This window comes from Microvirga subterranea (assembly GCF_003350535.1).
GTDB classification, from domain to species: Bacteria; Pseudomonadota; Alphaproteobacteria; order Rhizobiales; family Beijerinckiaceae; genus Microvirga; species Microvirga subterranea.
The window spans coordinates 389,179-414,657 of sequence record NZ_QQBB01000004.1; the positions used below are offsets into that span (position 1 = coordinate 389,179).

General features: G+C 67.9%; 25 protein-coding genes and 1 pseudogene. 14 read left to right on the forward strand and 12 right to left on the reverse strand.

From position 1 onward, the window contains the following. Positions 1-35: 35 nt before the first annotated feature. The gene (gene dnaJ, locus DES45_RS12650; protein WP_114770358.1) at positions 36-1,172 is read right to left on the reverse strand and encodes a molecular chaperone DnaJ; all 1,137 of its coding nucleotides are present in this window, start codon (positions 1,170-1,172) and stop codon (positions 36-38) included. A 216-nt stretch (positions 1,173-1,388) separates the two neighbouring features. Beyond that, positions 1,389-3,308, reverse strand: coding sequence for a molecular chaperone DnaK (dnaK, locus tag DES45_RS12655; RefSeq protein ID WP_114770359.1), 1,920 nt, complete (start codon positions 3,306-3,308; stop codon positions 1,389-1,391). A 716-nt stretch (positions 3,309-4,024) separates the two neighbouring features. On the opposite strand from dnaK, the gene DES45_RS12660 reads away from it, so the two are divergent. Continuing rightward, positions 4,025-4,276: a hypothetical protein gene (locus DES45_RS12660; protein WP_114770360.1), complete on the forward strand. Its 252-nt coding sequence runs from the start codon at positions 4,025-4,027 to the stop codon at positions 4,274-4,276. 11 nt (positions 4,277-4,287) lie between these two features. On the opposite strand, the pseudogene DES45_RS12665 reads toward DES45_RS12660, so the two are convergent. Beyond that, a pseudogene (locus tag DES45_RS12665) lies at positions 4,288-4,427 on the reverse strand (MGMT family protein); the annotation flags it as partial. Between DES45_RS12665 and DES45_RS12670 the strand changes: the two are divergent. Beyond that, positions 4,414-5,034: an alpha-ketoglutarate-dependent dioxygenase AlkB family protein gene (locus DES45_RS12670; RefSeq protein ID WP_114770361.1), complete on the forward strand. Its 621-nt coding sequence runs from the start codon at positions 4,414-4,416 to the stop codon at positions 5,032-5,034. The pseudogene DES45_RS12665 and the gene DES45_RS12670 sit on opposite strands and share 14 nt — an antisense overlap. 30 nt (positions 5,035-5,064) lie before the next feature. Continuing rightward, positions 5,065-6,009, forward strand: a complete 945-nt coding sequence (locus DES45_RS12675; protein ID WP_114770362.1) for a hypothetical protein — start codon at positions 5,065-5,067, stop codon at positions 6,007-6,009. A gap of 12 nt (positions 6,010-6,021) precedes the next feature. On the opposite strand, the gene DES45_RS12680 is transcribed toward DES45_RS12675, so the two are convergent. From DES45_RS12680 to DES45_RS12690, 3 genes are all read right to left on the reverse strand, one after another. After that, positions 6,022-6,405, reverse strand: coding sequence for an SPW repeat domain-containing protein (locus DES45_RS12680; RefSeq protein ID WP_114770363.1), 384 nt, complete (start codon positions 6,403-6,405; stop codon positions 6,022-6,024). Positions 6,406-6,508: 103 nt separating this feature from the next. Further along, positions 6,509-7,150 (reverse strand): nucleotide exchange factor GrpE, encoded by a 642-nt coding sequence (gene grpE / locus DES45_RS12685; RefSeq protein ID WP_114770364.1) that lies wholly within the window; start codon positions 7,148-7,150, stop codon positions 6,509-6,511. A gap of 64 nt (positions 7,151-7,214) precedes the next feature. After that, the gene (locus DES45_RS12690; RefSeq protein ID WP_114770365.1) at positions 7,215-9,965 is read right to left on the reverse strand and encodes a [protein-PII] uridylyltransferase; all 2,751 of its coding nucleotides are present in this window, start codon (positions 9,963-9,965) and stop codon (positions 7,215-7,217) included. 276 nt (positions 9,966-10,241) lie between these two features. Here DES45_RS12690 and DES45_RS12695 point away from each other — a divergent pair, with 276 nt between their 5' ends. The 4 genes from DES45_RS12695 to DES45_RS12710 are packed head-to-tail and all read left to right on the forward strand — an operon-like array spanning position 10,242 to position 13,415. Then, on the forward strand, positions 10,242-11,210 hold the full coding sequence (locus tag DES45_RS12695; protein WP_114770495.1) for an aliphatic sulfonate ABC transporter substrate-binding protein: 969 nt from the start codon (positions 10,242-10,244) through the stop codon (positions 11,208-11,210). 24 nt (positions 11,211-11,234) lie between these two features. After that, positions 11,235-12,092 carry an ABC transporter permease gene (locus DES45_RS12700; protein WP_114770366.1) on the forward strand — a complete coding sequence of 286 codons (858 nt, stop codon included), beginning with the start codon at positions 11,235-11,237 and terminating at the stop codon, positions 12,090-12,092. 1 nt (position 12,093) lies between these two features. Further along, on the forward strand, positions 12,094-12,882 hold the full coding sequence (locus DES45_RS12705; RefSeq protein ID WP_114770367.1) for an ABC transporter ATP-binding protein: 789 nt from the start codon (positions 12,094-12,096) through the stop codon (positions 12,880-12,882). A gap of 23 nt (positions 12,883-12,905) precedes the next feature. Further along, positions 12,906-13,415 carry an OsmC family protein gene (locus tag DES45_RS12710; protein WP_114770368.1) on the forward strand — a complete coding sequence of 170 codons (510 nt, stop codon included), beginning with the start codon at positions 12,906-12,908 and terminating at the stop codon, positions 13,413-13,415. 5 nt (positions 13,416-13,420) lie between these two features. Here DES45_RS12710 and DES45_RS12715 read toward each other — a convergent pair whose 3' ends face one another. Beyond that, positions 13,421-14,713 (reverse strand): penicillin-binding protein activator, encoded by a 1,293-nt coding sequence (locus DES45_RS12715; protein ID WP_114770496.1) that lies wholly within the window; start codon positions 14,711-14,713, stop codon positions 13,421-13,423. A gap of 140 nt (positions 14,714-14,853) precedes the next feature. On the opposite strand from DES45_RS12715, the gene rsmI reads away from it, so the two are divergent. Together rsmI and DES45_RS12725 are read left to right on the forward strand one after the other, a co-directional pair. After that, positions 14,854-15,792 (forward strand): 16S rRNA (cytidine(1402)-2'-O)-methyltransferase, encoded by a 939-nt coding sequence (gene rsmI, locus DES45_RS12720; protein ID WP_114770369.1) that lies wholly within the window; start codon positions 14,854-14,856, stop codon positions 15,790-15,792. Next, positions 15,789-16,166 (forward strand): YraN family protein, encoded by a 378-nt coding sequence (locus DES45_RS12725; protein WP_114770370.1) that lies wholly within the window; start codon positions 15,789-15,791, stop codon positions 16,164-16,166. The genes rsmI and DES45_RS12725 overlap by 4 nt, the downstream gene beginning before the upstream one ends. Here DES45_RS12725 and DES45_RS12730 read toward each other — a convergent pair. Next, complete coding sequence (locus tag DES45_RS12730; protein ID WP_114770371.1) at positions 16,163-17,035, reverse strand: LysR family transcriptional regulator; 873 nt, start codon at positions 17,033-17,035, stop codon at positions 16,163-16,165. The genes DES45_RS12725 and DES45_RS12730 overlap by 4 nt on opposite strands. Before the next feature lie 136 nt (positions 17,036-17,171). Between DES45_RS12730 and DES45_RS12735 the strand changes: the two genes are divergently transcribed. Further along, on the forward strand, positions 17,172-17,459 hold the full coding sequence (locus DES45_RS12735) for a YjiS-like domain-containing protein (protein ID WP_245571702.1): 288 nt from the start codon (positions 17,172-17,174) through the stop codon (positions 17,457-17,459). Positions 17,460-17,482: 23 nt separating this feature from the next. Here the strand turns inward: DES45_RS12735 and DES45_RS12740 are convergent, their stop codons facing one another. Continuing rightward, entirely contained in the window at positions 17,483-18,364 is an 882-nt protein-coding gene (locus DES45_RS12740; RefSeq protein ID WP_245571703.1) for a lipid kinase, read from the reverse strand. A gap of 152 nt (positions 18,365-18,516) precedes the next feature. Here DES45_RS12740 and gshB point away from each other — a divergent pair, with 152 nt between their 5' ends. Further along, positions 18,517-19,461 carry a glutathione synthase gene (gshB, locus tag DES45_RS12745; RefSeq protein ID WP_114770373.1) on the forward strand — a complete coding sequence of 315 codons (945 nt, stop codon included), beginning with the start codon at positions 18,517-18,519 and terminating at the stop codon, positions 19,459-19,461. Between the two features lie 186 nt (positions 19,462-19,647). Here the strand turns inward: gshB and hemW are convergent, their stop codons facing one another. After that, complete coding sequence (gene hemW, locus DES45_RS12750; RefSeq protein ID WP_114770374.1) at positions 19,648-20,808, reverse strand: radical SAM family heme chaperone HemW; 1,161 nt, start codon at positions 20,806-20,808, stop codon at positions 19,648-19,650. Between the two features lie 281 nt (positions 20,809-21,089). On the opposite strand from hemW, the gene DES45_RS12755 reads away from it, so the two are divergent. Next, positions 21,090-21,761, forward strand: coding sequence for a TetR/AcrR family transcriptional regulator (locus DES45_RS12755; protein ID WP_114770375.1), 672 nt, complete (start codon positions 21,090-21,092; stop codon positions 21,759-21,761). 371 nt (positions 21,762-22,132) lie between these two features. Further along, complete coding sequence (locus tag DES45_RS12760) at positions 22,133-22,621, forward strand: DUF2852 domain-containing protein (protein WP_114770376.1); 489 nt, start codon at positions 22,133-22,135, stop codon at positions 22,619-22,621. 42 nt (positions 22,622-22,663) lie between these two features. On the opposite strand, the gene rdgB is transcribed toward DES45_RS12760, so the two are convergent. Further along, positions 22,664-23,308: an RdgB/HAM1 family non-canonical purine NTP pyrophosphatase gene (gene rdgB / locus DES45_RS12765; protein WP_114770377.1), complete on the reverse strand. Its 645-nt coding sequence runs from the start codon at positions 23,306-23,308 to the stop codon at positions 22,664-22,666. Positions 23,309-23,310: 2 nt separating this feature from the next. After that, the gene (gene rph, locus DES45_RS12770) at positions 23,311-24,024 is read right to left on the reverse strand and encodes a ribonuclease PH (RefSeq protein WP_114770378.1); all 714 of its coding nucleotides are present in this window, start codon (positions 24,022-24,024) and stop codon (positions 23,311-23,313) included. Between the two features lie 145 nt (positions 24,025-24,169). On the opposite strand from rph, the gene hrcA reads away from it, so the two are divergent. Continuing rightward, entirely contained in the window at positions 24,170-25,261 is a 1,092-nt protein-coding gene (gene hrcA / locus DES45_RS12775; protein ID WP_114770379.1) for a heat-inducible transcriptional repressor HrcA, read from the forward strand. Positions 25,262-25,479 lie beyond the last annotated feature (218 nt).

Sequence of the window (25,479 nt, forward strand, 5' to 3'; positions counted from 1 at the left end):
CGGTTCTTTAGAACTCAGAGAAAACGACCGTCAAGCTAAGTGGATCCACTCAGACCGTCGAAGAACTCGCGGACCCGGGTGAAAAAGCCCGAGCTCTCCGGGTTGTTTTCCTTGGAGCATTCCTGTTCGAACTCCGTCAGAAGCTCGCGCTGGCGCTTCGACAGCTTCTGCGGAGTTTCCACAACAACCTGGATGTAGAGGTCGCCCACGTCCCGCGAGCGCAGGACCGGCATGCCCTTTCCGCGCAGGCGGAACTGCTTGCCCGACTGGGTGCCCTCGGGAACCTTGACCAGGGCGTCGGTGCCGCTGAGCGTGGGCACGTGGAACTCGCCGCCGAGCGCCGCCGTCACCATGGAGATCGGCACGCGGCAGAACAGGTCCGCCCCGTCGCGCTGGTAGAACGGGTGGGGCTTGAGGGACAGGAAGATGTAGAGGTCCCCCGGCGGCCCGCCGCGAAGCCCGGCCTCGCCTTCGCCCGCGAGGCGGATGCGGGTGCCGTCCTCGACGCCGGCCGGGATGTTGACCGAGAGCGTGCGCTCGCGGGTCACGCGGCCTGCGCCGCCGCAATTGGGGCACGGATCGTCGATGATCTCGCCGCGGCCGTGGCAGTTCGGGCAGGTGCGCTCGATGGAGAAGAAGCCTTGCGTCGCCCGCACACGGCCCGCGCCGCCGCAGGTCGGGCAGGCCTTGGGCTTCGAGCCCGCCTTGGCGCCTGACCCTGCGCAGACCTCGCAGGTGATCGAGGTCGGGATCTTGAGCTCGGCGGTCTTGCCGTGGAAGGCCTCGTCGAGGGAGATCTCCAGGTTGTAGCGCATGTCGGCGCCGCGCTCGCGGCCACTGGTGCTGCGCCCGCCGCGCCCGCGGGTCTCGCCGAAGAAGTTCTCGAAGATGTCCGACATGAAGTCGGAGAAGTCGTTGCCGAAGCCGGGGCCACCCGCGCCGCCATTGGCGAAGGCCGCATGGCCGAAGCGGTCGTAGGCCGCTCGCTTCTGCGCGTCGGAGAGGGTCTGGTACGCCTCGTTGATTTCCTTGAACTTGACCTCGGCCTCGTGGTCGCCCGGGTTGCGGTCCGGGTGGTACTGCATCGCGAGCTTGCGGAAGGCGGATTTCATCTCCGCTTCGGTGGCGGTCTTCGCGACGCCGAGAACCTCGTAATAGTCACGTTTGGACATGTCAGTCGCCCCTTGAGGCGGCGGGCCGCCCCGTCATGCCGAGGATCCGGCGCCGGGATGCGCGCCCGCCGGTCGGGGGCAGCGGTGTAAGGGCGTCGCGGATCTGGGTCGGCATGTCGATCATCGTTGTTTTTGAACCTTTCAACCCGTCTTTCATGAAAACGGCACCCGGCCATAGCAACCGGGTGCCGCATTCTTCAAGACGCCGTCATGGGATTAGGCGCGCTTCTTCTTGTCGCCCTCGTCGACTTCCTGGAAGTCGGCGTCGATGACGTCGTCCTTCTTGGGCTCTTCGGCGCCGGCCTCGCCGGTGCCTTCGCCGGCGCCGGCCTGCGAGGCCTGATACATGGCTTCGCCGAGCTTCATGGAGGCCTGCATCAGGTCCGTCGTGCGGGCCTTGATGACCTCGGAATCGTCACCGGCGAGCGCCTGCTTGAGCGCGTCGATGGCGGTCTCGATGCCCTGCCTGTCGGACTCGGCGACCTTGTCGCCGTACTCCTTGAGCGACTTCTCGGTCGAGTGAACGAGGCTCTCGCCCTGGTTCTTGGCCTCGACCAGCTCGCGGCGCTTCTTGTCCTCCTCGGCGTGGGCCTCGGCGTCCTTCACCATCTTGTCGATGTCGGCGTCCGACAGGCCGCCCGAGGCCTGGATGCGGATCTGCTGCTCCTTGCCGGTGGCCTTGTCCTTCGCGGTGACGTTCACGATGCCGTTGGCGTCGATGTCGAAGGTCACCTCGATCTGCGGCACGCCGCGCGGGGCCGGCGGGATGCCCATCAGGTCGAACTGGCCGAGCAGCTTGTTGTCCGCGGCCATCTCGCGCTCGCCCTGGAAGACCCGGATCGTCACGGCGTTCTGGTTGTCCTCCGCGGTGGAGAACACCTGGCTCTTCTTTGTCGGGATCGTCGTGTTGCGGTCGATCAGACGGGTGAAGACGCCGCCGAGGGTCTCGATGCCGAGCGAGAGCGGGGTCACGTCGAGGAGCAGGACGTCCTTGACGTCGCCCTGGAGCACGCCGGCCTGGACGGCCGCGCCGATGGCCACCACCTCGTCCGGGTTTACGCCCTTATGGGGCTCCTTGCCGAAGAAGGTCTTCACCACTTCCTGGATCTTCGGCATGCGGGTCATGCCGCCGACCAGGACCACCTCGTCGATCTGACCGGCCGAGAGGCCGGCATCCTTGAGGGCCTTGCGGCAGGGCTCGATGGTCTTCTGCACCAGGTCGTCGACGAGCGACTCGAACTTGGCGCGCGAGAGCTTCATGGCGAGGTGCTTCGGACCCGACGCATCCGCCGTGATGTAGGGCAGGTTGATCTCGGTCTGCGAGGCCGAGGAGAGCTCGATCTTGGCCTTCTCGGCCGCTTCCTTCAGGCGCTGCAGGGCGAGCTTGTCCTTGGTCAGGTCGATGCCCTGCTCCTTCTTGAACTCGGCCGCGAGGTACTCGACGAGGCGCATGTCGAAGTCCTCGCCGCCCAGGAAGGTGTCGCCGTTGGTGGACTTCACCTCGAACACGCCGTCGCCGATCTCGAGGATCGACACGTCGAAGGTGCCGCCGCCGAGGTCGTAGACCGCGATCGTGCCGTGCTGCTTCTTGTCGAGGCCGTAGGCGAGCGCGGCCGCGGTCGGCTCGTTGATGATGCGCAGGACCTCAAGGCCGGCGATCTTGCCGGCGTCCTTGGTGGCCTGGCGCTGGGCGTCGTTGAAGTAGGCCGGAACCGTGATGACGGCCTGGGTCACCGGCTGGCCGAGATAGGCCTCCGCCGTCTCCTTCATCTTCTGAAGGGTGAAGGCCGAAATCTGCGAGGGCGAATAGGTCTTGCCGTCCGCCTCGACCCAGGCGTCGTTGTTGCCGCCCTTGACGATCTTGTAGGGAACGAGGCCCATGTCCTTCTTGGTCATGGGGTCGTCGAAGGTGCGCCCGATCAGGCGCTTGATGGCGAAGAAGGTGCGCTCGGGGTTCGTGACCGCCTGGCGCTTGGCCGGCTGGCCGACGAGGCGCTCGCCTTCGTCCGTGAAGGCCACGATGGACGGGGTCGTCCGCGCGCCTTCCGCGTTTTCGATGACTTTGGCCTGCGTGCCTTCCATCACGGCGACGCAGGAATTGGTGGTGCCGAGGTCGATACCGATGACCTTACCCATGGCGGGATCCCTCACTTTCAAGCAGACCGCCGAGCCCAAAAAAGCAGCTCGGCCCATGGCTGTTATGGTTGAACATTCACGTGCCAGGATCCGTCCGATGCCGGCCGTTCCTGTGCTGGCGCTGATATAAGAAGGGCTCTTGAGGCCTGCAAGACGATCTTGAAGGCTTGTTTCGCCCGCTATCCGTCGGAAGGAGGGCTGTTGCAGCTCTGCAATAGGGACAATCACGCGACCCCCCTAATCCTCCTTCGGAGACCATTCATAATCGGATTTAGTGCCGGAACGCATCGTTATGTGATACCGTATAGGTTATCTTTCCGGGCTTCATCCGCATGGTCGGACGGGTCCCATGGTCGATATCATCGTGGCTATCGTATTTGCGGCAATCGGCAGCCTCCTGCTGCTTTCAGCCATTCGTTTCAGGCGATCCGGTCAACGGGACGGGTTCTGGATCTCCCTCGCCGGAAGCCTTCCTTTCGTCGTAGCATCGGGTTGGGTTCTGTGGAACGGGCTGCCTACGTCCGGCCCTGATGGGCCTGTGGATCAGGCCATAGGGTTTCCTCCTGGATGGCATTGCACCAGCGGTCGCTACAAGTTCTGTATCCGGGAGCCTTAGAATGTCGGCCCAGCGACCCATGGCTGAAGACATGGCGATCGCCATGCCTGAAAGATACTCTATAACCTTGTCTTGATTCCTGTGGAACAGGAGCAGGGCCATGACCGCCATCATGGTCATCATATTTGCTGCGGTCGCCGGGTTCTTCCTCTTCCACGCCTTCAACCTGGCGCGGCTCGGCGACTGGGACCGAGTCTGGGTGCTCCTGGCGGTCAGCCTGCCTTTCGTGGCCGGATCCTGCTTCGTTCTATGGAACGGGCTTCCTGCTCACGACGTATCCGCGGTCAGCACCAACCACTCCGGTTGGCGCTGCGTTGGGCGGTACACCGATTTCTGCTACCGCCAGCCGTGAGGCCGGAGATGCTAAACCCGGCCCTGCCCGGCCTCCCACCCCAAAATCGCCTGCTTGCGGGTCAGGCCCCAGTGATAGCCGGTGAGCGGCCTAGCACCCGGTGGCATGGAGCCACGAACGGGATTAGGTTCTTGCCCATGCCCGCCCTCACCCTCGCGCCCGGCCTCGTCTACCATCCCGACTACCTCGACCGCCCGGCGCAGGAGAACCTGCTGGCGGCCTTGCGCGGGATCACCCGGGCGGCGCCGCTCTACGTGCCGCGCATGCCCCGCACGGGCAAGCCGTTCTCCGTGCGCATGACCAACTGTGGGGCGCTGGGCTGGGTGTCGGACGTCGACGGCTACCGCTACCAGCCGACCCATCCGGAGACGGGCGCGCCGTGGCCGCCGATGCCCGGTCAAATCCTTCGGGCCTGGGAGGAGCTGAGCGGCTATCCCCATCCGCCCGATGCCTGCCTGGTCAATTTCTACGAGCCCTCGGCCCGCATGGGACTGCACCAGGACAAGGACGAGGAGGAGTTCGACGCCCCGGTCGTGTCGCTCTCCCTCGGCGACACCGCCCTCTTCCGCTATGGCGGCCTCGACCGGAAGGACCCGACCAAATCGGTGCGCCTGCGCTCGGGCGACGCCATCGTTTTCGGCGGCCCGGCGCGGCTGATCCACCACGGGATCGACCGGCTCCTCCCCGGAACCTCGGACCTGCTGCCGCAGGGGGGCCGGCTCAATCTGACCTTGCGCCGGGTGAAGGTGCCGCTTTAAGCCTAGGAGACAGACATTCCGGAGGACCGCATGGGACTGAAAGGTTTCGCTGCCGCCGCCATCGGCTTCACCCTCTCGATCGGGACCGCGCTTGCGGCCGAGCCCGTCTTTCCGCCCGCCTCGCGGGTCGGCATCGTGCCGCCGCAGGACATGGTGCTCTCGAAGCGCTTCAACGGCTTCGAGAACGAGGAGCGGGCCGCCGCCATCACCATCTCGGAGATGCCTCCGGCCGCCTACGACCAGCTCACGGCGGGCCTGACCAAGGAGGCGCTCAAGCACCAGGGCCTCGACGTAAAGGCCCGCGAGACCGTGAAGGTGGGCGACAAGACCGGCGTTCTCATCGCCGGCGCCATGACCGGGCCGGTCAAGGGCCGGAAATGGGTGCTGGCCGTGAAGGGCAAGGACCTGACGGCGCTCCTGATCGCCCAGGTGCAGGGTGGCCAGGACGGCTACAGCGAGGACCAGATGCGCAGCGCGCTCAAGAGCGTCGCCCTGCGCGGCCCCATCTCGCTGGAGGAGCAGGTCTCGGCCCTGCCCTTCCGGATCGGCGACAAGGCGGGCTTCCGGCCCGTGCGGGTGCTGTCGGGCAACTCGATCCTCTTCACCGACGGCCCGAATGACACCATCAAGGCGATGGAGCAGCCGGTCGCCATCATGGCGGCCTCGCTCCAGCCCCCGCCCCCTCCCGGCGAGCGGCGCGAGCAGTTCGCCAGGGCGGCGCTGAACTCGAACCAGCTTCTTAAGGACGTGGTGTTCGAGCGATCGGAATCCTTCCGGTTCAAAGGGCAGGACTGGCACGAGATCGTGGCGCGGGCGAAGGACGCGCCCACGGGCGAGCCCATCGTGGTCATGCAGACGATCCGGTTCGAGCCGGACCGCTACGTGCGCATGGTCGGTCTCGTGCGGGAGGGCGACCGCGACAAAACCCTGCCACGCTTCCGCTCCATCATCGACAGCGTCGACATGAATCCCTGACCCCGCCTGCAGTCACCGGGCGGCGTGGATGCTCCGCCGGCCGGGACTCCGCGCCGGCTGCAATCGGGTCACCAAGCTCGCCGCCACCGAGAACAGCCCGAACAGGACGAAGGGCCAGACCACCTGCCCGGCGAAGCCGAAGCCCCAGGGCGTGATGGCCAGGATGAAGCCGGCCACCCCGTCGAGCACCAGATGCAGCGGCATCGGCAGCACCGGCAAGAGGCCGAGCTCGTAAGCGGTGACGAGGCTGTAGAGAATGGCGCCCAGGCCGAACGCCACGGCGATCCACCTGGCCGCCGTGATACCGGCGAAGCCCAGGATCCAGGGGCTTGCGAGGAGCGCGGCGCCCCAGAGATAATCGATGATCCCGTGCACCCGGGTCGGAAGAAAGCGCACCGTCGCCTCCGGACATTGGTTCGGAGGCCAACAGCGCGTGTTCCGGCCGGTTCCGCCGGTGACACGGAAAAGAACCGCCGTGTCAGGTCGGCCGGAACCCTGCCTACGAGGCGGCGGAGGGGGTGTCCGCGCCTTCGGGGCCGGCGCCGTTGGGAGCCTTCGGGCCGCCCTTGGCGACGCCCACGAGGGCTGGGCGCAGGACCCGGTCGCCGATCACGTAGCCGGACTGCACCACCTGGACGACCGTGCCGGTGGGGACGTCCGGGTTCGGGACCTCGAACATGGCCTGATGCACGTTCGGGTCGAACTTCTGGCCCTGCGGGTCGAGCTTCTTGACCCCGTGGCGCTCCAGGGTGTTGAGGAGGTCGCGCTCGGTGAGGTCGATGCCCTCGATCAGGCCCTTGAAGGCGCCCTCGGCGGTGCCGCGGGCCTCGTCCGGCACGCTCTCGATGGCGCGGCGGACGTTGTCGGCCACGTTGAGCATGTCACGGGCGAAGTTCGTGACCGCATAGGTGCGGGCATCCACGATCTCCCGCGCCGTGCGGCGGCGCAGGTTCTCCATGTCGGCCATCAGGCGCAGGAGCTTGTCCTTCAGATCCGCGTTCTCAGCCTGGAGAGCGGCGACCGGATCCGACGCGCCTTGCGGCTGGGCATCGTTCGCGGCGGCGCCGGGAGCACCGGCGGTGGCCTCGGCCGGCTCGGCCTGCGGGGTCGTGTTCTGGTTTTCCGTGTCGTTCGGCTTCATCGTCGATCAACTGAGGTGGGTTTGAAAGGGGTCGGGCCACATATCATGTCCCCGGCGGCACAAATCAAGCGCTGCGCCGCTGCGGCGGGGCGCTTTCCTCGGACTTGAATACGTCGAGCAGGGTCCGGCGGATGGTGGCCTGTCGGCCCGCATGGGTCACCTTGGTGCCGGTCAGGTCGGTCACGTAGAACACGTCCACGGCCTTTTCGCCGAAGGTCACGATGTGGGCCGAGGCGATGTTGAGGTTGAGCTTCCCCAAGGCCGTCGTGAGGTCGTAGAGCAGGCCCGGCCGGTCGAGGCCCGAGATCTCGATCACGGTCTGGCGGCTCGACAGGGAGTTGTCGATGGAGACCTCCGGGGGCACGTGGAAGGTCCTGGACCGCTCCTTCACCGGGCGCTTGCCGTCCACCAGGTCGGCGATCTTCACCTCCCCCTTCAGGGCCCGCTCGATGCCCTTGGCGACCCGCTCGGCCCGGCGAAGCTCGTCCTCGTCCCTGTCGAAGGCGCGGGAGAGCACGATGGTGTCGAGTGCCATGCCGTCGGTGGTGGTAAAGATCTGCGCATCCACGATGTTGCCCCCCGCCGCCGCGCAGGCGCCGGTGATGATGGCGAGAAGCCGTGGGTGGTCCGGCGAGAGGACCGTGAGCTCCGTCACGCCGCGGAAATGGTCGGTCGCGAAGCAGGTGGTGACCGTGCGGCCGGCTTTTTCCGATTCCCGTACGAAGCGGGCCTGCTTGGCGCGGCGGGTCTCGTCGGTCTTGAGCCAGTAGGCGGGCATATGGCGCGCCGCGTAAGACTCGAACTCGCCTTCCGTCCAGTCGGGAAGCTCGGCGCGCAGCTGCTCCTGGGCGAGGCGCACGCGCTCGGAGCGCGCCATGTCGGTGGCGCCGCCGCCCAGCACCACCTCGGTCTCGTGGTAGAGGTTGCGCAGGAGCTGCCCCTTCCAGCCGGTCCAGACGCCGGGCCCGACGGCGCGGATGTCGGCCACCGTGAGCACGAGGAGCAGCTTCAGGCGCTCCATGGTCTGCACCACCTCGGCGAAGCTCTTGATGGTCGCCGGATCCGACAGGTCGCGGCTCTGCGCCGTGTTCGACATCAGGAGGTGATGCTCGACGAGCCACGCCACCGTGTTGGTCTCGGCCTTCGTCAGGCCGAAGCGGGGCCCGAGCTTGCGGGCGATGACGGCGCCCGCCTCCGAATGGTCCTGCGGGCGCCCCTTGGCGATGTCGTGCAGGAACACCGCCACGTAGAGGGCGCGGCGGTTCTGGATCGACGGGAAGATCTGGTTCACGAGCGGATGCTCGTGGCCGTACTGCCCGGTCTCGATCTCGGTCAGGACGCCGATGGAGCGCAGCAGGTGCTCGTCCACCGTGTAGTGGTGGTACATGTTGAACTGCATCATCGCGACGATGCGGCCGAAATCCGGGATGAAGCGCCCCAGGACGCCCGCCTCGTTCATGCGGCGCAGCACCACCTCGGGCACATTCTTCGACGTGAGGATGTCGAGGAAGAGCCGGTTCGCCTCCGGGTCATTGCGAAGCCCCGGACCGATCAGCGACAGAGAGCGCGTGGCAAGGCGCGTCGCGTCGGGATGGATCGGCAGGTTGTGCCGGTCGGCCATCCAGAACAGGCGGATGAGGTTGACCGGATCGCGCACGAACGCGGTCTCGCCGCTGACGTTGATGCGGTCATTGTCGATGATGAAGTCGCTGCCCGTGAGCGCGCCGCCGCGGCGGCGGCGGAAACGGCCGAACATGCGGTCGAGCACCGGGCGGCGCTTCGCCTGGCGTCCTTCGAGCTCCGCGCACACGATGGCGGTCAGATCGCCCACGTCCTTGGCGATGCGGAAGTAGGACTTCATGAAGCGCTCGACGCCCGACAGGCCGCTGCGGCCCGTGGAGCCGATGCGCTCCGCGATGACGCGCTGGAGATCGAAGGTGAGCCGCTCCTCCGCGCGCCCGGTGACGAAGTGCAGGTGGCAGCGCACGCGCCACAGGAACTCCTCGCAGCGTGCGAAGAGCTTGAACTCGTCGGGCGTGAAGAGCCCCGCCTTCACCAGCTCCTCGGGCTCGCGCACCCGGTAGACGTACTTGGCGATCCAGAACAGGGTGTTGAGGTCGCGCAGTCCGCCCTTGCCGTCCTTGACGTTGGGCTCGACGAGGTAGCGCGACGCGCCGGCCTTGGCAACGCGCGCGTCGCGTTCCTTCAATTTCGCGTCGACGAAGTCGGGCGCGGAGGTCGCGACGATCTCGGCGTCGAAGCGCACGGTCAGCGTGTCGTAGAGGTCCCGGTCGCCGAACAGGAAGCGGGCCTCCAGGAGCGACGTGCGGATCGTCATGTCGGCCCCGGCCTCGCGGATGCAGTCCTCCACGGAGCGCGTCGCGTGGCCGACCTTCAGCTTGAGGTCCCAGAGCACGTAGAGCATGGCCTCGACCACGCTCTCGCTCCAGGCGGTCTGCTTGTAGGGCAGCAGGAACAGGAGATCGACGTCCGAGCCCGGCGCCAGCGTGCCGCGCCCGTAGCCACCGGTGGCCACGACCGCGAGGCGCTCGCCGCTGGACGGATTGGCGGCCGGGTAGAGGTGGCGCACGACCGCATCGTGCACGCAGCGGACGAGGCCGTCCATGCGGGCCGACAGGTAGCGGGCGCAGTCGAGGCCGTTCTGGGTCCTGAGAAGCTGCGCCTCCGCGGCCTCCCGCCCTTGGTCGAGATAGAGCTTCAGGTCGGGAACCAGCCGGGAGCGCAGGAGCGTGGGGTCGCGCAGAGGCTCGTCTCCCAGGTTCTTCAGGATCGTCTCGGGCAGGAGAGTGGACATCAGCGACCGTTCTCGGGGCGACCATTTTCGCAGGTTCTGCCGGATTAGCACTTTCACCGAACATCGCCCATGGGAGACGTCGTGGACATTCGTCGCAGCAGCGGATCTGTTCTTTATACAAAACTTTGTTTGACATAAGAAACGCATCGTCCTACAAAAAGGACACGCGCCGATTTGAGCAAGCAGCTTGCGGGCGCGAAACAAGTGCAGCTAAAGCGCCGGGCGCCAGGATCCCACGGTCCGAGGTCCCATGCGCACACCATGGGACCCGACACGATGAGCCTCACCCGCCGCCTCCTCCTCGCCGCTTCCCTCGCCACGGGCCTGACCTCCTTCGCCGCGGGCGCCCTCGCCCAGCCGAAGGAGATCCGCATCGACTTCGCCACCTACAACCCGGTCAGCCTCGTCCTCAAGGACAAGGGCTTCCTCGAGAAGGAACTGGAGAAGGACGGCATCAAGGTGCGCTGGGTGCAGTCGCTCGGCTCCAACAAGGCCCTCGAGTTCCTCAACGCGGGGTCGATCGACTTCGGCTCCACGGCGGGCGCAGCCGCCCTGATCGGCAAGATCAACGGCAATCCGATCAAGTCGATCTACGTCTATTCGCGTCCCGAATGGACCGCGCTCGTCACCCGCCGGGACACGGGCATCGCCAAGGTCGAGGACCTGAAGGGCAAGCGCGTCGCCGTCACCCGCGGCACCGACCCGCACATCTTCCTGGTGCGCGCCCTGCAGGAGGCCAAGCTCACCGAGAAAGACGTGAAGCTCGTCCTGCTGCAGCACCCGGACGGCCGCACGGCCCTGGAGCGCGGCGACGTGGACGCCTGGGCCGGTCTCGACCCGCTGATGGCGGCCGCCGAGGTGGAGAGCGGCGCGCAGCTCTTCTACCGCAATGCGGGCGCCAACACCTGGGGCGTGCTCAACGTCAGCGAGGCCTTCGCCAAGGAGAACCCCGCCCTCGTGAAGCGGGTCCTGAAGGCCTACGAGGAGGCGCGCGCCTATTCGCTCGCCAACCCGGCCGAGTTGAAGAAGACCCTCGTGACCTACACCAAGCTGCCGGAGACGGTGATCGAGCGCCAGCTCGAACGCACGGAGTTGACGCACTCGACCATCGGCCAGCCGCAGGTCGACACGATCCTGGCCGCCGGCCTCGCGCTCCAGCAGGCGGGCGTCATCACGCCCGAGACCGACGTGAAGGCCGCTGTCGATTCCCTCATCGACCGCAGCTTCGCGACCGCGTCGCGCTAAGAAGCTTCATCACGGGAGAGCGCCGTGACAGGCCAAGCCGAAAGCCAAGCCTGGTCCTCCCTCAAGGGTGCCGCCGCTCTCGCGGCCCCTCCCCTTGCCGAGAGGAAGCGCCGGACCTTCGACTGGCGTCTTCTTCTCGGCTTCTTATTGCCTGTCCTGATCGCCCTCCTGTGGGAGGCCGCCGTTCATTTCGGCATCGCGCAGGGCCGCCTCGTGCCGCCGCCGAGCCGCATCGTCGCGACGCTTCTGGCGCTCTCCGAGACCGGCGAGTTGTGGACCCATGTCTGGGCCACGCTCTGGCGCGTGATCGTCGGCTTCGTGATCGGCGCCGCGGCGGGAATCGTCTTCGGCGCCCTCTCGGGCTCGATCAGGACCGCGCGCTACCTGCTTGATCCGACCCTTCAGGCGCTGCGCGCGATTCCGTCCATCGCCTGGGTGCCGCTCTTCATCCTGTGGCTCGGGATCTTCGAGGCCTCGAAGGTGGCGCTCATCGCGGTCGGCGTGTTCTTCCCGGTCTATCTCGGCATCGCGGGCGCGATCCTGTCCGTCGACCGCAAGCTCGTCGAGGTCGGCCACGTGTTCCGGCTCTCGCGCCTCAAGCTCGCCCGGCGCATCCTGCTTCCCGCGGTGTTGCCCGAAGCCCTGATCGCCCTGCGTTCGGGCCTCGGGCTCGGTTTCATGTTCGTGGTCGCGGCGGAGTTCATGGGCGCCTCGGAGGGCCTCGGCTACCTGCTCGTCGACGGCCAGCAGATGGGCAAGCCCGACCAGATCCTCGCAGCCATCATCGCCTTCGCGCTTCTCGGCAAGATCGCCGACAGTCTCCTGGTCTACGGCACCAGGCCGCTGGTGCGCTGGCAGGACACCGTGCGGGAGAGGCTCTGACATGCTGAACCTCGAACACCTCTCCAAGATCTACGCCGACGGTACGCGGGCGCTGTCCGACATCAACCTCTCGGTCCACGAGGGCGAGATCGTCGCGCTGATCGGCGGATCGGGCTGCGGCAAGACCACCTTGCTGCGCCTCATCGCCGGTCTCGACCGCGCCAGCGCGGGCGCGATCCGCCTCGACGACGAACCGCTCTCAGGCCCGCACCCGGCCATCGGCATCGTGTTCCAGGAACCGCGGCTCCTGCCGTGGCTGACGGTGTTCGACAACATCGCGTTCGGCCTCGACGGCGTGAGCGCCGCCGAGCGCAAAGGCCGCGTGCACCATGCGCTCGAAAAGATCGGCCTCGTGGAGCACGCGGACCGCTGGCCCCGCGACCTCTCCGGCGGTCAGCAGCAGCGCGTGGCGATCGCCCGCGCGTTCGTCACGAACCCGAAGGTCCTGCTCCTCGACGAGCCGTTCTCGGCGCTCGACGCCTTCACCCGCGCGAGCCTGCACGAGCATCTCCTCGGCCTGTGGGAGGAGACGCGCCCCACGGTCGTGCTCGTGACGCACGACGTGCAGGAGGCGGTGACATTGGCCGACCGCGCCATCGTCATGCAGCCCAAGCCCGGCCGCATCTTCGACGAGCTGTCCTTGAGCCTCGCCCGTCCCCGTGACAAAACGGGGCTGCCGTTCGAATCGTCGGTGCGTCGCGTGCTGACGGCTCTGGACCAATCGCTCAATACACCGCACAAACAGCCGCAGCGCGAGAAAGACCGTCAGGCCGCCGCGCTCTGGTGGTGACTTTAACCCAAGGACCGACGCTCATGGACTCGACCGAACTGCGCGCCCTGCAGGCGCCGCTGAAGGATCAATACCGCAACGACCCGAACGCCGCCGTCATCACCCTGAAGGCGCAGGGCACCCTCGACGACCAGCACATCGCCTGCAAGGTCGAGACCGGCCGCGCACTGGCCGTCGCGGGCCTGCATCCGGCGACCGGCGGATCGGGCGCGGAGCTGTGCTCGGGCGACATGCTGCTCGAAGCCCTCGTGGCCTGCGCGGGCGTGACCTTGAAGGCGGTGGCGACGGCGCTCGAGATCGACCTGCGCCACGGCGCCGTGAAGGCGGAGGGCGACCTCGATTTCCGCGGCACCCTCGGCGTCGACAAGACCGCGCCGGTCGGCTTCAAGGACATCCGCCTCACCTTCGAGGTCGACACGGACGCGCCGCAGGAAAAGGTCGACCAGCTTCTCAAGCTGACCGAGCGCTACTGCGTGGTGTTCCAGACCCTCAACAACAAGCCCAACTTGAGCGCGACGCTGTCGCGCGCGTGACGGCTCTAGTTGCTCGCCACGAGCGTGCGCGGCGCGCCGCTGACCATCACGGCGGCGCCGTCGCGGATCTCCTGCACGGCGAGCGCGCGGTCGTTGGTGCCGTCGGGCTTGAAGCGGAACACGCCGTCCGCGCCGGCAAATCCCGCCGGATCGGTCAGCACGCCCTCCGTATAGCGTTGCGGGCCGCGCGCCCGGTTGAGCGCCACCGCAAGCGTCACCGCGTCGTAGGACAGCGTCGCGAGGCGGATCGGATCCGTGTTGTACCGTGCGCGATAGCGGGCCGCGAAGGCCTGGAAGCCGCGGTTGTCGGGCGCCGCGAACCAGCCGCCCTGGAGCGCCGGCAGGGCATGGACCCGCTGCTCGTTCCAGATGCCCGTGCCGAGCGGCTTGACGCGCTGGGCATCGAATCCGGCCATCTGCAGCGCCTGCGCGACCGCCGGCAGCCCGTCGCCGTTCTCGGGGATGAACACCGAATCCGCCTGCGGCGCCGGTCCCGCGATCACGCGCCCGAGCCGCTGCACGGCGCCTTGAGGCTGCCCGGCCGGATAGCGCTCGACGTCGACGACGCGAAGCCCGTGGCGGGCGGCGGCCTGCTGGAACTGCGCCTCGGCGACGCGGCCGTAGGTCGTCTCGGGCACGAGCGCCGCGACCGAGCGGCGCCCCTGCTGGGCTGCGTAGGCGACGATGCGGTCGACCTCGGCCTGGACCAGGAAGCTCAGGAGATAGACGCCCGGTCCGGCGACCGCGGTGTCGGTCGAGAAGGCGACGACCGGCTTGCCGGCCTGGCGGGCCACCTGGCCGGCCGCCTGCACCGAGCCGGCGAAGAGCGGGCCCAGGATCAGCTCGGCGCCTTCCGCGACCGCCTGGCTCGCGGCTTCCCGCGCGCCCTCCGGGGTGCCGCGGTCGTCCTTGACCAGGAGGGTGATGTCGGCGCCCTGCGCCTCGGCCAGCGCCAGATCGGCGGCGTTCTTCAGGCTCTGCGCCGCGACCGCGCTCTGGCCCTGGCCGGTGAGCGGCAGGATGAGGGCCACCCGGACCGGGCCATTCCCGACCGTCGTACCGCCGGGAGCCCCGAGCGGCGCGGACGCGACGGGAGGCGTGGGCGTGATCGACCCGACCGGCGCTCCGGGATCGATCTCCTCGACCTGCGGCGGCGGGGGCGGCGCGGCCGCCGCCGTCCTGCCGACGGAACGTGGTGGAACCATGCTGCCCGAGCCGACGCAGCCGGCAAGCGTCAGGCTGGCCATCAGGACCGCGGCCCAGGCGCGGCGTCTCGAACCGGTCACAAATCGCGCCATCTCCCAAGCCCCCATGGAAGCAGCCTTCGACAATGGGCTCCATCCTGGCAGGCAAAAGTAAACATTGTTTCCATCCTTCGGGCCCTCGGCCCCTCGTCCGGCTTCCGCCCGGGCGCCCCTTCGTGCGAGACTGGACGGCGATGACGCAGAGAATCGACAACAGGACCAGGCGGCGGGAAGCCCCGACGCGGGTCCACTCCTTCACGGCCTTCGGCCTCGCGGCCGAGGCGGAACCGCTCTCCCCCGGCCTCTACGTGGTGGCGACGCCCATCGGCAACCTCAAGGACATCTCCCTTCGCGGCCTGAACGTGCTCGCGGCCGCCGACGCGGTGCTGGCCGAAGACACGCGGGTGACCAAGACGCTGCTTGCCCATTACGGCATCACGACGCCGCTCCTGGCCTATCACGAGCATTCGAGCGAGGCCGTCCGCGAGCGCATGGTGCAGCGCGTCCGCGAGGGACAGGCGCTGGCGCTGGTGTCGGATGCGGGCACGCCGCTGGTGTCGGACCCCGGCTATAAGCTGGTGCAGGCCGCCATCGAGGAGGGCCTGCCGGTGACGCCAATCCCCGGCCCCTCGGCGATCCTCACGGCGCTGGTGGTGTCGGGCCTGCCCACCGACCGCTTCTTCTTCGAGGGCTTCCTGCCGGCGAAGAGCGCCGCGCGGCGCGCGCGCCTCGCCGAGATCGGCCCGATCCCGGGCACGCTGATGCTTTTCGAGGGCCCGCACCGCCTGCCGGAGATGCTGGCGGATGCCGCCGAGGTACTGGGCGAGCGCCAGGCCGTGGTGGCGCGTGAGCTCACCAAGATGTTCGAGACGATCCGGCGCGGCACTCTGCCGGAGCTGGCCCGGCAATTCGCCGAGGAGGGGCCGCCCAAGGGCGAGATCGTGGTGCTGATCGGCGAGGCTTCGAAGGAAATGCATGCGGCGGAAGCCGACGCGGCCCTCGACGGCAAGCTGGAGGCGGCGCTCAAGCACCATTCCATCAAGGACGCAGCGGCCCTCGTGGCGGCCGAGCTCGACATCCCCAAGCGCGACGTCTACGCCCGCGCCCTCGCGCTCGCCAAGAAAGACCGATGAGGAATGCGCTCGAACGGCGGCGCGCCACTTTCCTGCGCGGCCTCGGGGCCGAGCGGGTCGCGCTGCTGTTCCTGCTCATGAAGGGCTACCGCCCTCTCGCCCGCCGCTATGCGGCGGCCGGCGGCGAGATCGACCTCATCGTCATGCGCGGCGACACCATCGCGTTCGTCGAGGTGAAGGCGCGCGGCCTCATGGACGATGCGCTCGCCGCCATCACGCCCGCCAAGCGCCGCCGCTTCTCCCGCGCGGCGCGGGCCTGGCTCTCGCGCCATCCCTGGGCCGCCACCAAGACCTGGCGCGCCGACGCGGTCTTCGTCGCCCCGCGCCGCTGGCCCCGCCACCTGCCGGCCGCGTTCGAGCTGGAGATGAGTTAGGCCACCATGCGCCGCGGCGCGGACAGCGCCTGGCGGATGTGGCGCGCCAGTTCCTGCACGATGGCGCTGCCGCCGGCCTTCGGCAGGTAGAGATTGACCGTGAAGGGTGGGAGCGGCGGCAGGCCGGAGTCGCGCCCCAGCACCTCGAATCCTTCCGGAACCGTCGAGGCCATCCAGGCCATCACGGCGATGTCGGCTGCCACCGTCGCCACCTGGGCGGTGGTGTTCGTCACCTCCGACACTGAGCGCCACTCGATTCCGGCCTGCTGCAGCACCTCGCGAACGGGGGCTCGGAAGGCGCAGTCGGAGCAGCCGATGGAGACGGGCAGCGGCCGCTGGTAGGCGGCTTCGCCGCCCGGGGCCCCGACCCAGACGAGCCGGTCCATGATCAGGTTCTCGCCATCGGGATCGCACACGAGCTCGGTGGCGAGCACGATGTCGACCTTGCCGGCGGCGAGTTCCGAGCGCAGCTTCGCGCTCGATCCGCTGCGCAGGCAGACCTGCACCTTGGGGTAGCTGCGGGCGAAGTTCTTCAGGAAGGTGGGCAGATAGGTGGTGATGATGTCGCTCGGGATCCCGAGCCGCACCTCGCCCTCGTAGACCGGCGTCGTCATCTCGGTCCAGATCTCGTCGTTGAGGGCGAGCAGCCGCTTGGCTCGGCCGAACAGGCGCTCGCCAGCGCTCGTGAGCTTCATGCCGCGCCGGTCGCGGGTGATGAGCTCCTCGCCCAGCATCTCCTCCAGCCGCTTGACCTGCTGGCTGACCGCCGCCTGGGTGAGGTTGAGAACGTTGCCGGCGGCCGTCATGCCGCCGGAATCCACCACGGTCACGAAGGCCCTGATCAGGCTGACGTCGAGATTGTGCGGCATGGATCGTCTCCATAACAGGTCATTATCTTCGATATAATGAACATTCGTTTCCGTTATGCAAGCGGCAGTTCTAAAGTCTTCTCATCGCCGCTGAGGCACGCCCCGTTCCTCCGGCACCCAGAAGATGGAGAGATCCATGTCCGCGACCATGACCACCCGCACCACCGCCCGCCAGCACCTCGCCGTCCGGCGGGATCGCTCCCTCCTGCAGCGGATCGTCGAGGTTGTCGCCCGGGAATTCCGCGTCCGTCGCGACATGCGGGCGCTGGGTTCCCTCGACGACGCGGCCCTGCACGACATCGGCCTGACCCGCGGCAGCATGGAGGGCGCCCTCCGCTATGGCCGGTCCGTCGAGCAGCTTCGCCCGGCCGTCGACGAGGCCGCCTCGGCACCCCTGCCCCGCTCCCTGGTCGAGTGGCGGTGACGCCCTTGCGTCCGGCCTGCGCCTCAGGGCGCGAAGACCGTGACCGCGCAGGGCTTGATCGAGAAATGTGCCGGCGTCTGCGTGACGATCTCGCCATCGGCGTTGACGGAGCGCGGACGCCGGGTGCGGATGTCGAATTCCTTGGCGCGCACCGCGCGCACCTCGTCCCAGGCGCCGTGCTCGCCATACCGGAAGGATTTCGCCATCAGGGCGAGCTTCCAGGCCTTTTCCAGCTCGAGGCTGTAGAGGTCGAGGTGCTGGTCGTCGATAGCGGCATTCTTCTCGACCGCGTTGCCGCCGCCGTAGAAGCGCCCGTTGCCGACCGCGACCTGCAGCGTCCTCACCTGCACCGACTCCGTCTCGCTCGTGATGGTGGCGCTGAAGGGACGCGCCTGCATCAGCACCTTGACGGCCACCAGCGCATAGCCCAGGCGCCCCCAGCGGCGCTTGATGTCGCGCGTGAGCTTCTGCGCCAGCTCCGCCGAGAGGCCGATGCTCGCCACGTTGAAGAAGGGCTCGCCATTGACGAGGCCGAGGTCGATCCTGCGCGTCTTCCCCGCCGCGATGATGTCGGCCGCGCCGTCGAGGTCGAACGGGATATCCAGGGTGCGGGCGAGGTCGTTCGCCGTGCCGAGCGGCAGGATGCCGAGCGGCAGTCCCGCCTCGATTACCCCGAGCGCCGCCGCGTTGATGGTGCCGTCCCCGCCGCCCACGACCACGCAATTGACCTTGTGGGCATGCTTCACGATCAGCGGCGACAGGTCCTCCCGCCGGCCGCATTCCACGTGGAACGGCTCGATGTCGTGCGCCTTCAGGCGCTCGATGGCGGTCTTGCACTGGGCTTCGCCGCTGCGGCTCTTGGAATTGACGATGAGAAGGGCGCGGCGCTGCATGGGTGATGACATGTGGATGGTGAAGCCTGACGGCAAGGTGGCGGAACCCCGAAGCGGGGCAGGAAACAACGCGGGCCCGTACCTTTTCGTTCACCGGGCATGACTGCCCTGTTGCCAAGGGCCGATTTCGGGCCAATAACCGCCGTTCCCATGGAGGCACACGCATGACCCTCACCGTCGCGGTCCAGATGGACCACATCCGAACCATCAAGATCGCGGGCGATACGGGCTTCGGGTTGATGCTCGAGGCGCAGCGGCGCGGCCACCGCCTCCTGCACTACACCCCGGACCGCCTGTCCATGCGCGACGGCGCCGTGACCGCGATGGCCGAACCCGTCGAGGTGCGCGACGTGGAGGGCGACCACTACACGCTGGGCGAGGCCCAGCGCGTGGATCTCTCGGGCGTCGACGTGGTGCTCATGCGCCAGGACCCGCCCTTCGACCTCGCCTACATCACGGCGACCCACATGCTGGAGCGGATCCACCCGAAGACGCTGGTGGTCAACGATCCCGCCCATGTGCGCAACGCGCCGGAAAAGCTCTTCGTGACGCATTTCCCGCATCTCATGCCCACGACCCTGATCTCCCGCGACAAGGAGGAGATCGAGGAGTTCCGGCGCGAGCACGGGGACGTGGTGATGAAGCCGCTCTACGGCCATGGCGGCGCGAGCGTGTTCAAGATCGGCCGCGAGGACCCGAATTTCGGCTCGCTCTACGATCTCTTCGCCGCGACCTTCCGCGAGCCCTGGGTGATCCAGAAGTTCCTGCCGAAGGTGACGGAGGGCGACAAGCGCATCATCCTCATCGACGGCGAGGCGGCGGGCGCCGTCAACCGTGTGCCGGCCGCGAACGACATCCGCTCCAACATGGTGCGCGGCGGCGCCGCGAAACCCACGGACCTGAGCCCGCGCGAGCGCGAGATCTGCGAGACCATCGGGCCGGACCTGAAGCGCATGGGCCTGATCCTCGTGGGCATCGACGTGATCGACGGCAACCTCACCGAGATCAACGTCACCGCCCCCACGGGCCTGCGCGCGATCAAGCGCCTCGGCGGCCCCGACCTCACCGGCACGGTGTGGGACGTAATCGAGGGGAAGGTGAAGGGGTAGGAGAGACGCAGGCGCCGGACGTCATCGCTCCAAAGCCCTCATGCCGAGCGGTTGCTCCACCATAGCCTCACCCTGAGGAGCGAAGCGTCTCGAAGGGCGAGGCGTCTCCAGCGACCACTGGAACCATCCTTCGAGACGCCGCTGACGCGGCTCCTCAGGATGAGGGTTGAGGATGAGGCCAAGACCTTACGCCGCCAGCTCCGCGATCACCGCATTGAGCACCGGAAAGCCCTTCGGGGTCACGGCGAGCCGCGCGCCGTCCGTGCGGATCAGGCCTTCCTCTTCGAGCGTCCGCAGCCTGCGCGCGTTGAGCTCGCGTCCCGTGAAGGCCGTGAAGCGGCGCGGGTCGATGCCTTCCTTCAGGCGAAGCCCCATGAGCAGGAATTCGTCGCCCTCGGCTTCCGAGGTGAGGATCTCCTCCTCGATGACGCCGTGGCCCTCGCGCTCCACCTGTCCGAGCCAGGTCTCGGGGTGCTTCTCGGTGGCGGTGGCGAGCCGCGCATTGCCGGTGACGAGACGCCCATGGGCGCCCGGGCCGATGCCGGCATATTCGCCGTAGCGCCAGTAGACGAGGTTGTGACGCGATTCCGCGCCGGGCCGGGCGTGATTCGAGATCTCGTACGCCGGCAGCCCCTGCGCCTCGCAGACCTCCTGCGTGACGTCGTAGAGGGCCCGGCCCGTCTCCTCGTCGGGAATCGTGATCTTGCCGGCATCGTAGAGGCGTTGGAACCAGGTGCCGGGCTCGATGGTGAGCTGGTAGAGCGACAGGTGCTCGACCGCATGGCCGATGGCCTGCTTCAGCTCCGCGCGCCAGTCCTCGGGCGTCTGGTTCGGACGGGCATAGATCAGGTCGAAGGAATAGCGCTCGAAGATCGAGGCCGCGATCTTCACGGCAGCAAGAGCTTCCTCGACCGAATGCATGCGGCCGAGCCGGCGCAGGTCCGGATCGTTGAGCGCCTGTACGCCCAGCGACACCCGGTTGATGCCCGCATGACGATAGCCGCGGAAGCGCTCGGCCTCGACGCTGGTGGGATTGGCCTCAAGCGTCACCTCCGCGCCCGGATCGACGCTCCAGGCCCCACCGATGGCGTCGAGGATCGCGCCCACCGTCTCAGGCTTCATCAGTGAGGGCGTGCCGCCGCCGAAGAAGATGCTGGTCACCGTCCGGCCCGGGATGCGAGCCGCCGTGTGGGCGATCTCCCGCCGAAAGGCCGCGAGGAACCGCTCCTGGTCCACCGGCTGATGGCGGACATGGCTGTTGAAGTCGCAATAGGGACATTTGGAGGCGCAGAAGGGCCAGTGGACGTAGACGCCGAAGCCCGCATCGCGCGTCGGATGCTCGATCATAGGCCGTATATGGCAGTTCCGACCCGAAACGTCACCCGCCCCCTTGCCGCATTCGGCCAGCCCCTCTTGTCATTCCCGGCTCGAGCGAAATGAAGGGGCAAGGAATCCATAGCGCCGGGCGGGAGAGTGGATCCCCTTCCGCGCTGACGCGCCCCGGAGGTGACAACAACCAGCCCTTCCCGAACCTCTTTCCCCGCCCGATGTTCATGGTCTAAGGGCTTCCGGCTGGCCTGCCCGGTACAGCCGGTCTAGAGTCGGGCCCAGGAAAGACAGGTACCATCATGCGTCACTGGCGTGCCCCGTTCGACCGGCAGGGCTACCACCACGGCAACCTCAAGGAAGCCCTCATCGAGGCGGCGCAGCGCTTCATCGCCGAACGGGGCCTCGGGGGGTTCACCCTGGCGGATGCCGCCAAGCTCGTGGGCGTGACGCCGGCGGCGCTCTACCGGCACTTCCGGGGCCGGGAGGCCCTGGTGGCCGAGGTGGCGTTCCGGGGCTTCACGGAACTCTCCAGCCGGCTCGGCCGCGCCCTCCAGAGCGACGGGACGCCTCTCGAACGCTTCACCCGGATGGGCGAGGCCTATCTGGCCTTCGCCGAGCAGGAGCCCGGCTTCTATGCGGCCATGTTCTCGGCGAAGCCTGTGGACGGGGAGGCCTGCGGGCCCAAAGGCAAGGCGGAGGCTAGCAAGACGGAAGACGAGGCCAAGCCGGGCGGCAACGCCTTCGACTTCCTGGTCCATGCCCTGTCGGACACCTTCCCGGAGGGGTTCAAGGGCGTCGACGTGCGCTTCATCGCGATCGAGGTCTGGGCGCTGTCCCACGGCATCGCCACCCTGGACGCCGCTGGCCAGCTCCCCAGGGGTCCTGGCCTGCCGGACAAGTACGAATTGCTGCGCGCCGGGGTCCTCGCCCTGGTGCACGGGGCCCTGCAGCGGGGCCGGTCGATCGGCTGAGCCTCCCGGGAGAACCGCGCTCCAGTGCCGGAGCGACCGTCGATGCTCCACCCCTCCTCATCGTGAGGAGCCGCCAAAGCGGCGTCTCGAAACTTCATCCTGAGGAGCAGACGCTGCCTTCGTCTCGAAGGACGGTTCCAGCGCACTCTGGAGACGCCTCGTCCTTCGAGACGGACCTGACGGTCCTCCTCAGGATGAGGCTGTAGGGATGTCTCGCTCCTCAGGGTGAGAACTGCGGGATGGCCCTCTTCAAGAAATCCCCACCACGCCCGCCGGGAGAGCTCCCTGAAAAATCGCATCGCTCACTCTTGAAAGGGCCGTAAAGGCCACGCATGTAAATGTTGTTAGCATTAACATGGTAGGACCTCTCGATGTCTGACTCTGCTTCAACCGCCTGGAACTCGGGCCCGCAATCGGGTCCGTGGAACAACGGCGCTCACCGCCGCTGCGGGCGTCCGCCCCGGCGCGCGTTGGAAATCGCCGGCATCGTCCTGGGCTTCATCTGGTTCTGGCCGCTCGCGCTGGCCTACGTGGTATGGAAAATGATGGGTTATCCGAAATACGACGAGGCGAAAGCCTTCTTCCGCGAGAACCTCGGCCGCGTCGCCGACGACCTCTTCTCGGCTCGGCGCCCGGCAGCCGACTTCGGCTTCGGCGGCGGAACCGGCAATGCCGCCTTCGAGGAGTACCGCCGCAGCGAGCTGCGCCGCCTCGAGGAAGAGCGCCGCAAGCTCGACGAGGAGGCTCGCGCCTTCCGCGACTTCGTCGAGGAGCTGAAGCGGGCGAAGGACCGCGAGGAGTTCGACGCCTTCATGGCCAAGCGTCGTAACGAGCGCAACAACGGCCCCACCGAGGTCTGACCTCGATCAGGCGGAGCGCCTCCGGGCGCTCCGTTTTTCTTGTCAGATCCGGCGCAGGCAGCTGGCCGCGAGCCTCACGAAGGCGCGAGCCCGGTGCGAGAGCGCCTCGGGCTCGGGCTTCGACCAGTCGATCCCGTGCTTCTCCTCCGACGAGATCTCCCCGAAGGTCTTGTCCAACCCCTCCGGCTGGAACATCGGGTCGTAGCCGAAGCCCTGGGTTCCCCGCGGCGGCCAGACCACCTGACCGAAGACCCGTCCCTCGAACAGCTCCTCGTGCCCGTCCGGCCAGGCGATGACCAGGGCCGAGACGAAATGGGCCTTGCGGTTGCCTTCGGCCGTCACGCCCCGTTTCTGGAGCTCGCGCTCGACCCGCGCCATGGCGCCCGGAAAGTCCTTGTTCGGCCCCGCCCAGTTGGCCGTGAACAGGCCCGGTGCCCCATCGAGGGCATCGACGCAGAGGCCGGAATCGTCGGAGAGCGCCGGCAGGCCCGTGGCCTTGGCGGCTGCGTGGGCCTTGATGGCCGCGTTCTCCGAGAACATGTAGCCGTTCTCTTCGGGCACCGGGAGGCCGAGTTCGCCCGCCGACACCGCCTCGACCCCGAAGGGGGCCAGCAGCTCCTGCATCTCGCGCAGCTTGCCGGGATTGTGGGTCGCGATGACCACCTTGCCGGTGAGATGACGGGGCATGATCAGGCCACGGCCTTCTTCTGGAGATCGACGAGCTGGGAGACGCCCGCCTTGGCGAGGCGCAGCAGGTTCAGGAACTCCTCCTCCGAGAAGGGCTTGCCTTCCGCGGTGCCCTGCACCTCGACGATGCCGCCGGAGCCGGTGATAACGAAGTTGGCGTCCGTCTCGGCGGCCGAATCCTCGGCGTAGTCCAGGTCGAGGACCGGCCTGCCCTGGTAGATGCCGCAGGACACGGCCGCGACGGGCTCGCGCAGCGGGTTGATCGAGATGATCGAGCGGCCCTGCATCCAGGCGAAGCAGTCGTGCAGCGCCACCCAGGCGCCCGTGATGGAGGCCGTGCGCGTGCCGCCGTCGGCCTGGATCACGTCGCAGTCGACGACGATCTGGCGCTCGCCCATGGCCGGGAGGTTCACCACCGCGCGGAGCGAGCGGCCGATGAGGCGCTGGATTTCTTGGGTGCGGCCGGAAGGCTTGCCGGAATTGACCTCGCGCTTGGTGCGCTCATGGGTCGCGCGGGGCAGCATGGAGTATTCCGCCGTGACCCAGCCGCGGCCGGTGCCGCGCAGCCACGGCGGCCCCTTCTCCTCGAGCGAGGCGGTGCACAGGACCCGGGTGTTCCCGAAGGACACCATGCACGAGCCTTCCGCATAACGCGCGACGCCGCGCTCCAGGGTGACGGGGCGCAGCTCGTCCGGGGCGCGATTGGAAGGACGCATGGCAAATCTCTCCGTAAGCTCGAAATGTGGGAAGCGTCATACGCCCCCGGATCACGAAAGCAAGCGCAGGCTTGCCTAAAGCCCCCCGCATCCGCACATAATAGGGTCACAAAAGGCTCACCGACGAGGACCGAAGAACCGTCCGATGCATATTCCGGGTTCACCTTCCAGCCTGTCAGAAATTCGCGCCATCGCGGAGCTGAACGACCGCTCGCGCGAGATCTTCCGTCAGATCGTCGAGACTTATCTGATGACCGGCGAGCCCGTGGGCTCGCGCAATCTCTCGCGCCTCCTGCCGATGTCGCTCTCGCCGGCTTCGATCCGCAACGTCATGGCCGATCTCGAAGCTGCGGGCCTGATCTTCGCCCCGCATACGAGTGCCGGCCGCCTGCCGACCGAGACGGGCCTGCGCTTCTTCGTCGACGCGATGATGGAGATCGGCGACGTCACGTCCGAGGAGCGGGCGCGCATCGAGTCGCAGATGCGGGCCGCGGCCTCGGGCCATACGCTCGAAACCGCCCTGACCGAGGCATCGACCCTGCTCTCCGGCGTCTCCCGTGGCGCCGGCGTGGTGGTGACCTCGAAATCCAATGCCCGCCTGAAGCACATCGAGTTCGTCCGGCTCGATCCGACCCGCGCGCTCGTCGTGCTGGTGTCGGAGGACGGGTCTGTGGAGAACCGCCTCCTCGAGCTGCCGCCGGGCCTGCCCGCGAGCGCTCTGGTCGAGGCCGGAAACTTCCTCAACGCCCGCATCCAGGGCCGGACCCTCGGCGACGTGCGTCAGGAGCTGGAGACCCGCCGCAACGACATGGAGCGCGAGCTCGACGCGATCACCGCGCGCCTCGTCGAGGCCGGGCTTGCGACCTCCGTCGGCAACGCGGCCTCGCGCCAGCTCATCGTGCGCGGCCAGGCCAACCTCCTCGACGACCTGAAGGCGGCCGAGGACCTGGAGCGGATCCGCCTGCTCTTCTCCGACCTCGAAACCCAGACCGACGTGATCGACCTTCTGAGCCGCGCCGAGGGCGGCGAGGGCGTGCGCATCTTCATCGGGTCGGAGAACAAGCTGTTCTCCCTGTCGGGCTCGTCGATGATCGCCGCTCCCTTCCGTGACGGCAGCCAGAAGATCGTCGGCGTGCTCGGGGTCATCGGCCCGACCCGGCTCAACTACGCCCGCATCGTCCCGATGGTGGACTACACCGCCAAGGTGATCTCGCGGATCCTGGAGCGGGGGCGCTAGGCCGCCGCTCCGGCCGGGCGTCCATGCGCCCGGAACATGTGCCCGTCCCGTGCCCGCCGGTTGCGCCGCGGCTCGATCCTGTTATGCAGGCCTCATGGTTCAGGCCCCTGCCCTTTCGATGCCGTCGCGGATGACTCCGCCGTAGAGCCCCCGCGCTCCTGAATCGCCCCTTTCCGATTTCCAGTCCCGCGCCTGCACGGACCGGCCATGCGCCCGTC

Bases quoted from the DNA above. Each gene is read 5' to 3' on its own strand.
- grpE (WP_114770364.1), bottom strand. From the start codon at position 7,150: ATGAAGCCGAACGACACGGAAAACCAGAACACGACCCCGCAGGCCGAG.
- DES45_RS12715 (WP_114770496.1), bottom strand. From the start codon at position 14,713: ATGGCGCGATTTGTGACCGGTTCGAGACGCCGCGCCTGGGCCGCGGTC.
- rsmI (WP_114770369.1), top strand. From the start codon at position 14,854: ATGACGCAGAGAATCGACAACAGGACCAGGCGGCGGGAAGCCCCGACG.
- rph (WP_114770378.1), bottom strand. From the start codon at position 24,024: ATGCGTCCTTCCAATCGCGCCCCGGACGAGCTGCGCCCCGTCACCCTG.
- rdgB (WP_114770377.1), bottom strand. From the start codon at position 23,308: ATGCCCCGTCATCTCACCGGCAAGGTGGTCATCGCGACCCACAATCCC.
- DES45_RS12755 (WP_114770375.1), top strand. From the start codon at position 21,090: ATGCGTCACTGGCGTGCCCCGTTCGACCGGCAGGGCTACCACCACGGC.
- DES45_RS12690 (WP_114770365.1), bottom strand. From the start codon at position 9,965: ATGTCCACTCTCCTGCCCGAGACGATCCTGAAGAACCTGGGAGACGAG.
- DES45_RS12670 (WP_114770361.1), top strand. From the start codon at position 4,414: ATGCCCGCCCTCACCCTCGCGCCCGGCCTCGTCTACCATCCCGACTAC.
- DES45_RS12760 (WP_114770376.1), top strand. From the start codon at position 22,133: ATGTCTGACTCTGCTTCAACCGCCTGGAACTCGGGCCCGCAATCGGGT.
- dnaK (WP_114770359.1), bottom strand. From the start codon at position 3,308: ATGGGTAAGGTCATCGGTATCGACCTCGGCACCACCAATTCCTGCGTC.
- hemW (WP_114770374.1), bottom strand. From the start codon at position 20,808: ATGATCGAGCATCCGACGCGCGATGCGGGCTTCGGCGTCTACGTCCAC.
- DES45_RS12675 (WP_114770362.1), top strand. From the start codon at position 5,065: ATGGGACTGAAAGGTTTCGCTGCCGCCGCCATCGGCTTCACCCTCTCG.
- dnaJ (WP_114770358.1), bottom strand. From the start codon at position 1,172: ATGTCCAAACGTGACTATTACGAGGTTCTCGGCGTCGCGAAGACCGCC.
- DES45_RS12735 (WP_245571702.1), top strand. From the start codon at position 17,172: ATGTCCGCGACCATGACCACCCGCACCACCGCCCGCCAGCACCTCGCC.
- DES45_RS12725 (WP_114770370.1), top strand. From the start codon at position 15,789: ATGAGGAATGCGCTCGAACGGCGGCGCGCCACTTTCCTGCGCGGCCTC.
- gshB (WP_114770373.1), top strand. From the start codon at position 18,517: ATGACCCTCACCGTCGCGGTCCAGATGGACCACATCCGAACCATCAAG.
- DES45_RS12695 (WP_114770495.1), top strand. From the start codon at position 10,242: ATGAGCCTCACCCGCCGCCTCCTCCTCGCCGCTTCCCTCGCCACGGGC.
- DES45_RS12710 (WP_114770368.1), top strand. From the start codon at position 12,906: ATGGACTCGACCGAACTGCGCGCCCTGCAGGCGCCGCTGAAGGATCAA.
- hrcA (WP_114770379.1), top strand. From the start codon at position 24,170: ATGCATATTCCGGGTTCACCTTCCAGCCTGTCAGAAATTCGCGCCATC.
- DES45_RS12705 (WP_114770367.1), top strand. From the start codon at position 12,094: ATGCTGAACCTCGAACACCTCTCCAAGATCTACGCCGACGGTACGCGG.
- DES45_RS12660 (WP_114770360.1), top strand. From the start codon at position 4,025: ATGACCGCCATCATGGTCATCATATTTGCTGCGGTCGCCGGGTTCTTC.
- DES45_RS12730 (WP_114770371.1), bottom strand. From the start codon at position 17,035: ATGCCGCACAATCTCGACGTCAGCCTGATCAGGGCCTTCGTGACCGTG.
- DES45_RS12740 (WP_245571703.1), bottom strand. From the start codon at position 18,364: ATGTCATCACCCATGCAGCGCCGCGCCCTTCTCATCGTCAATTCCAAG.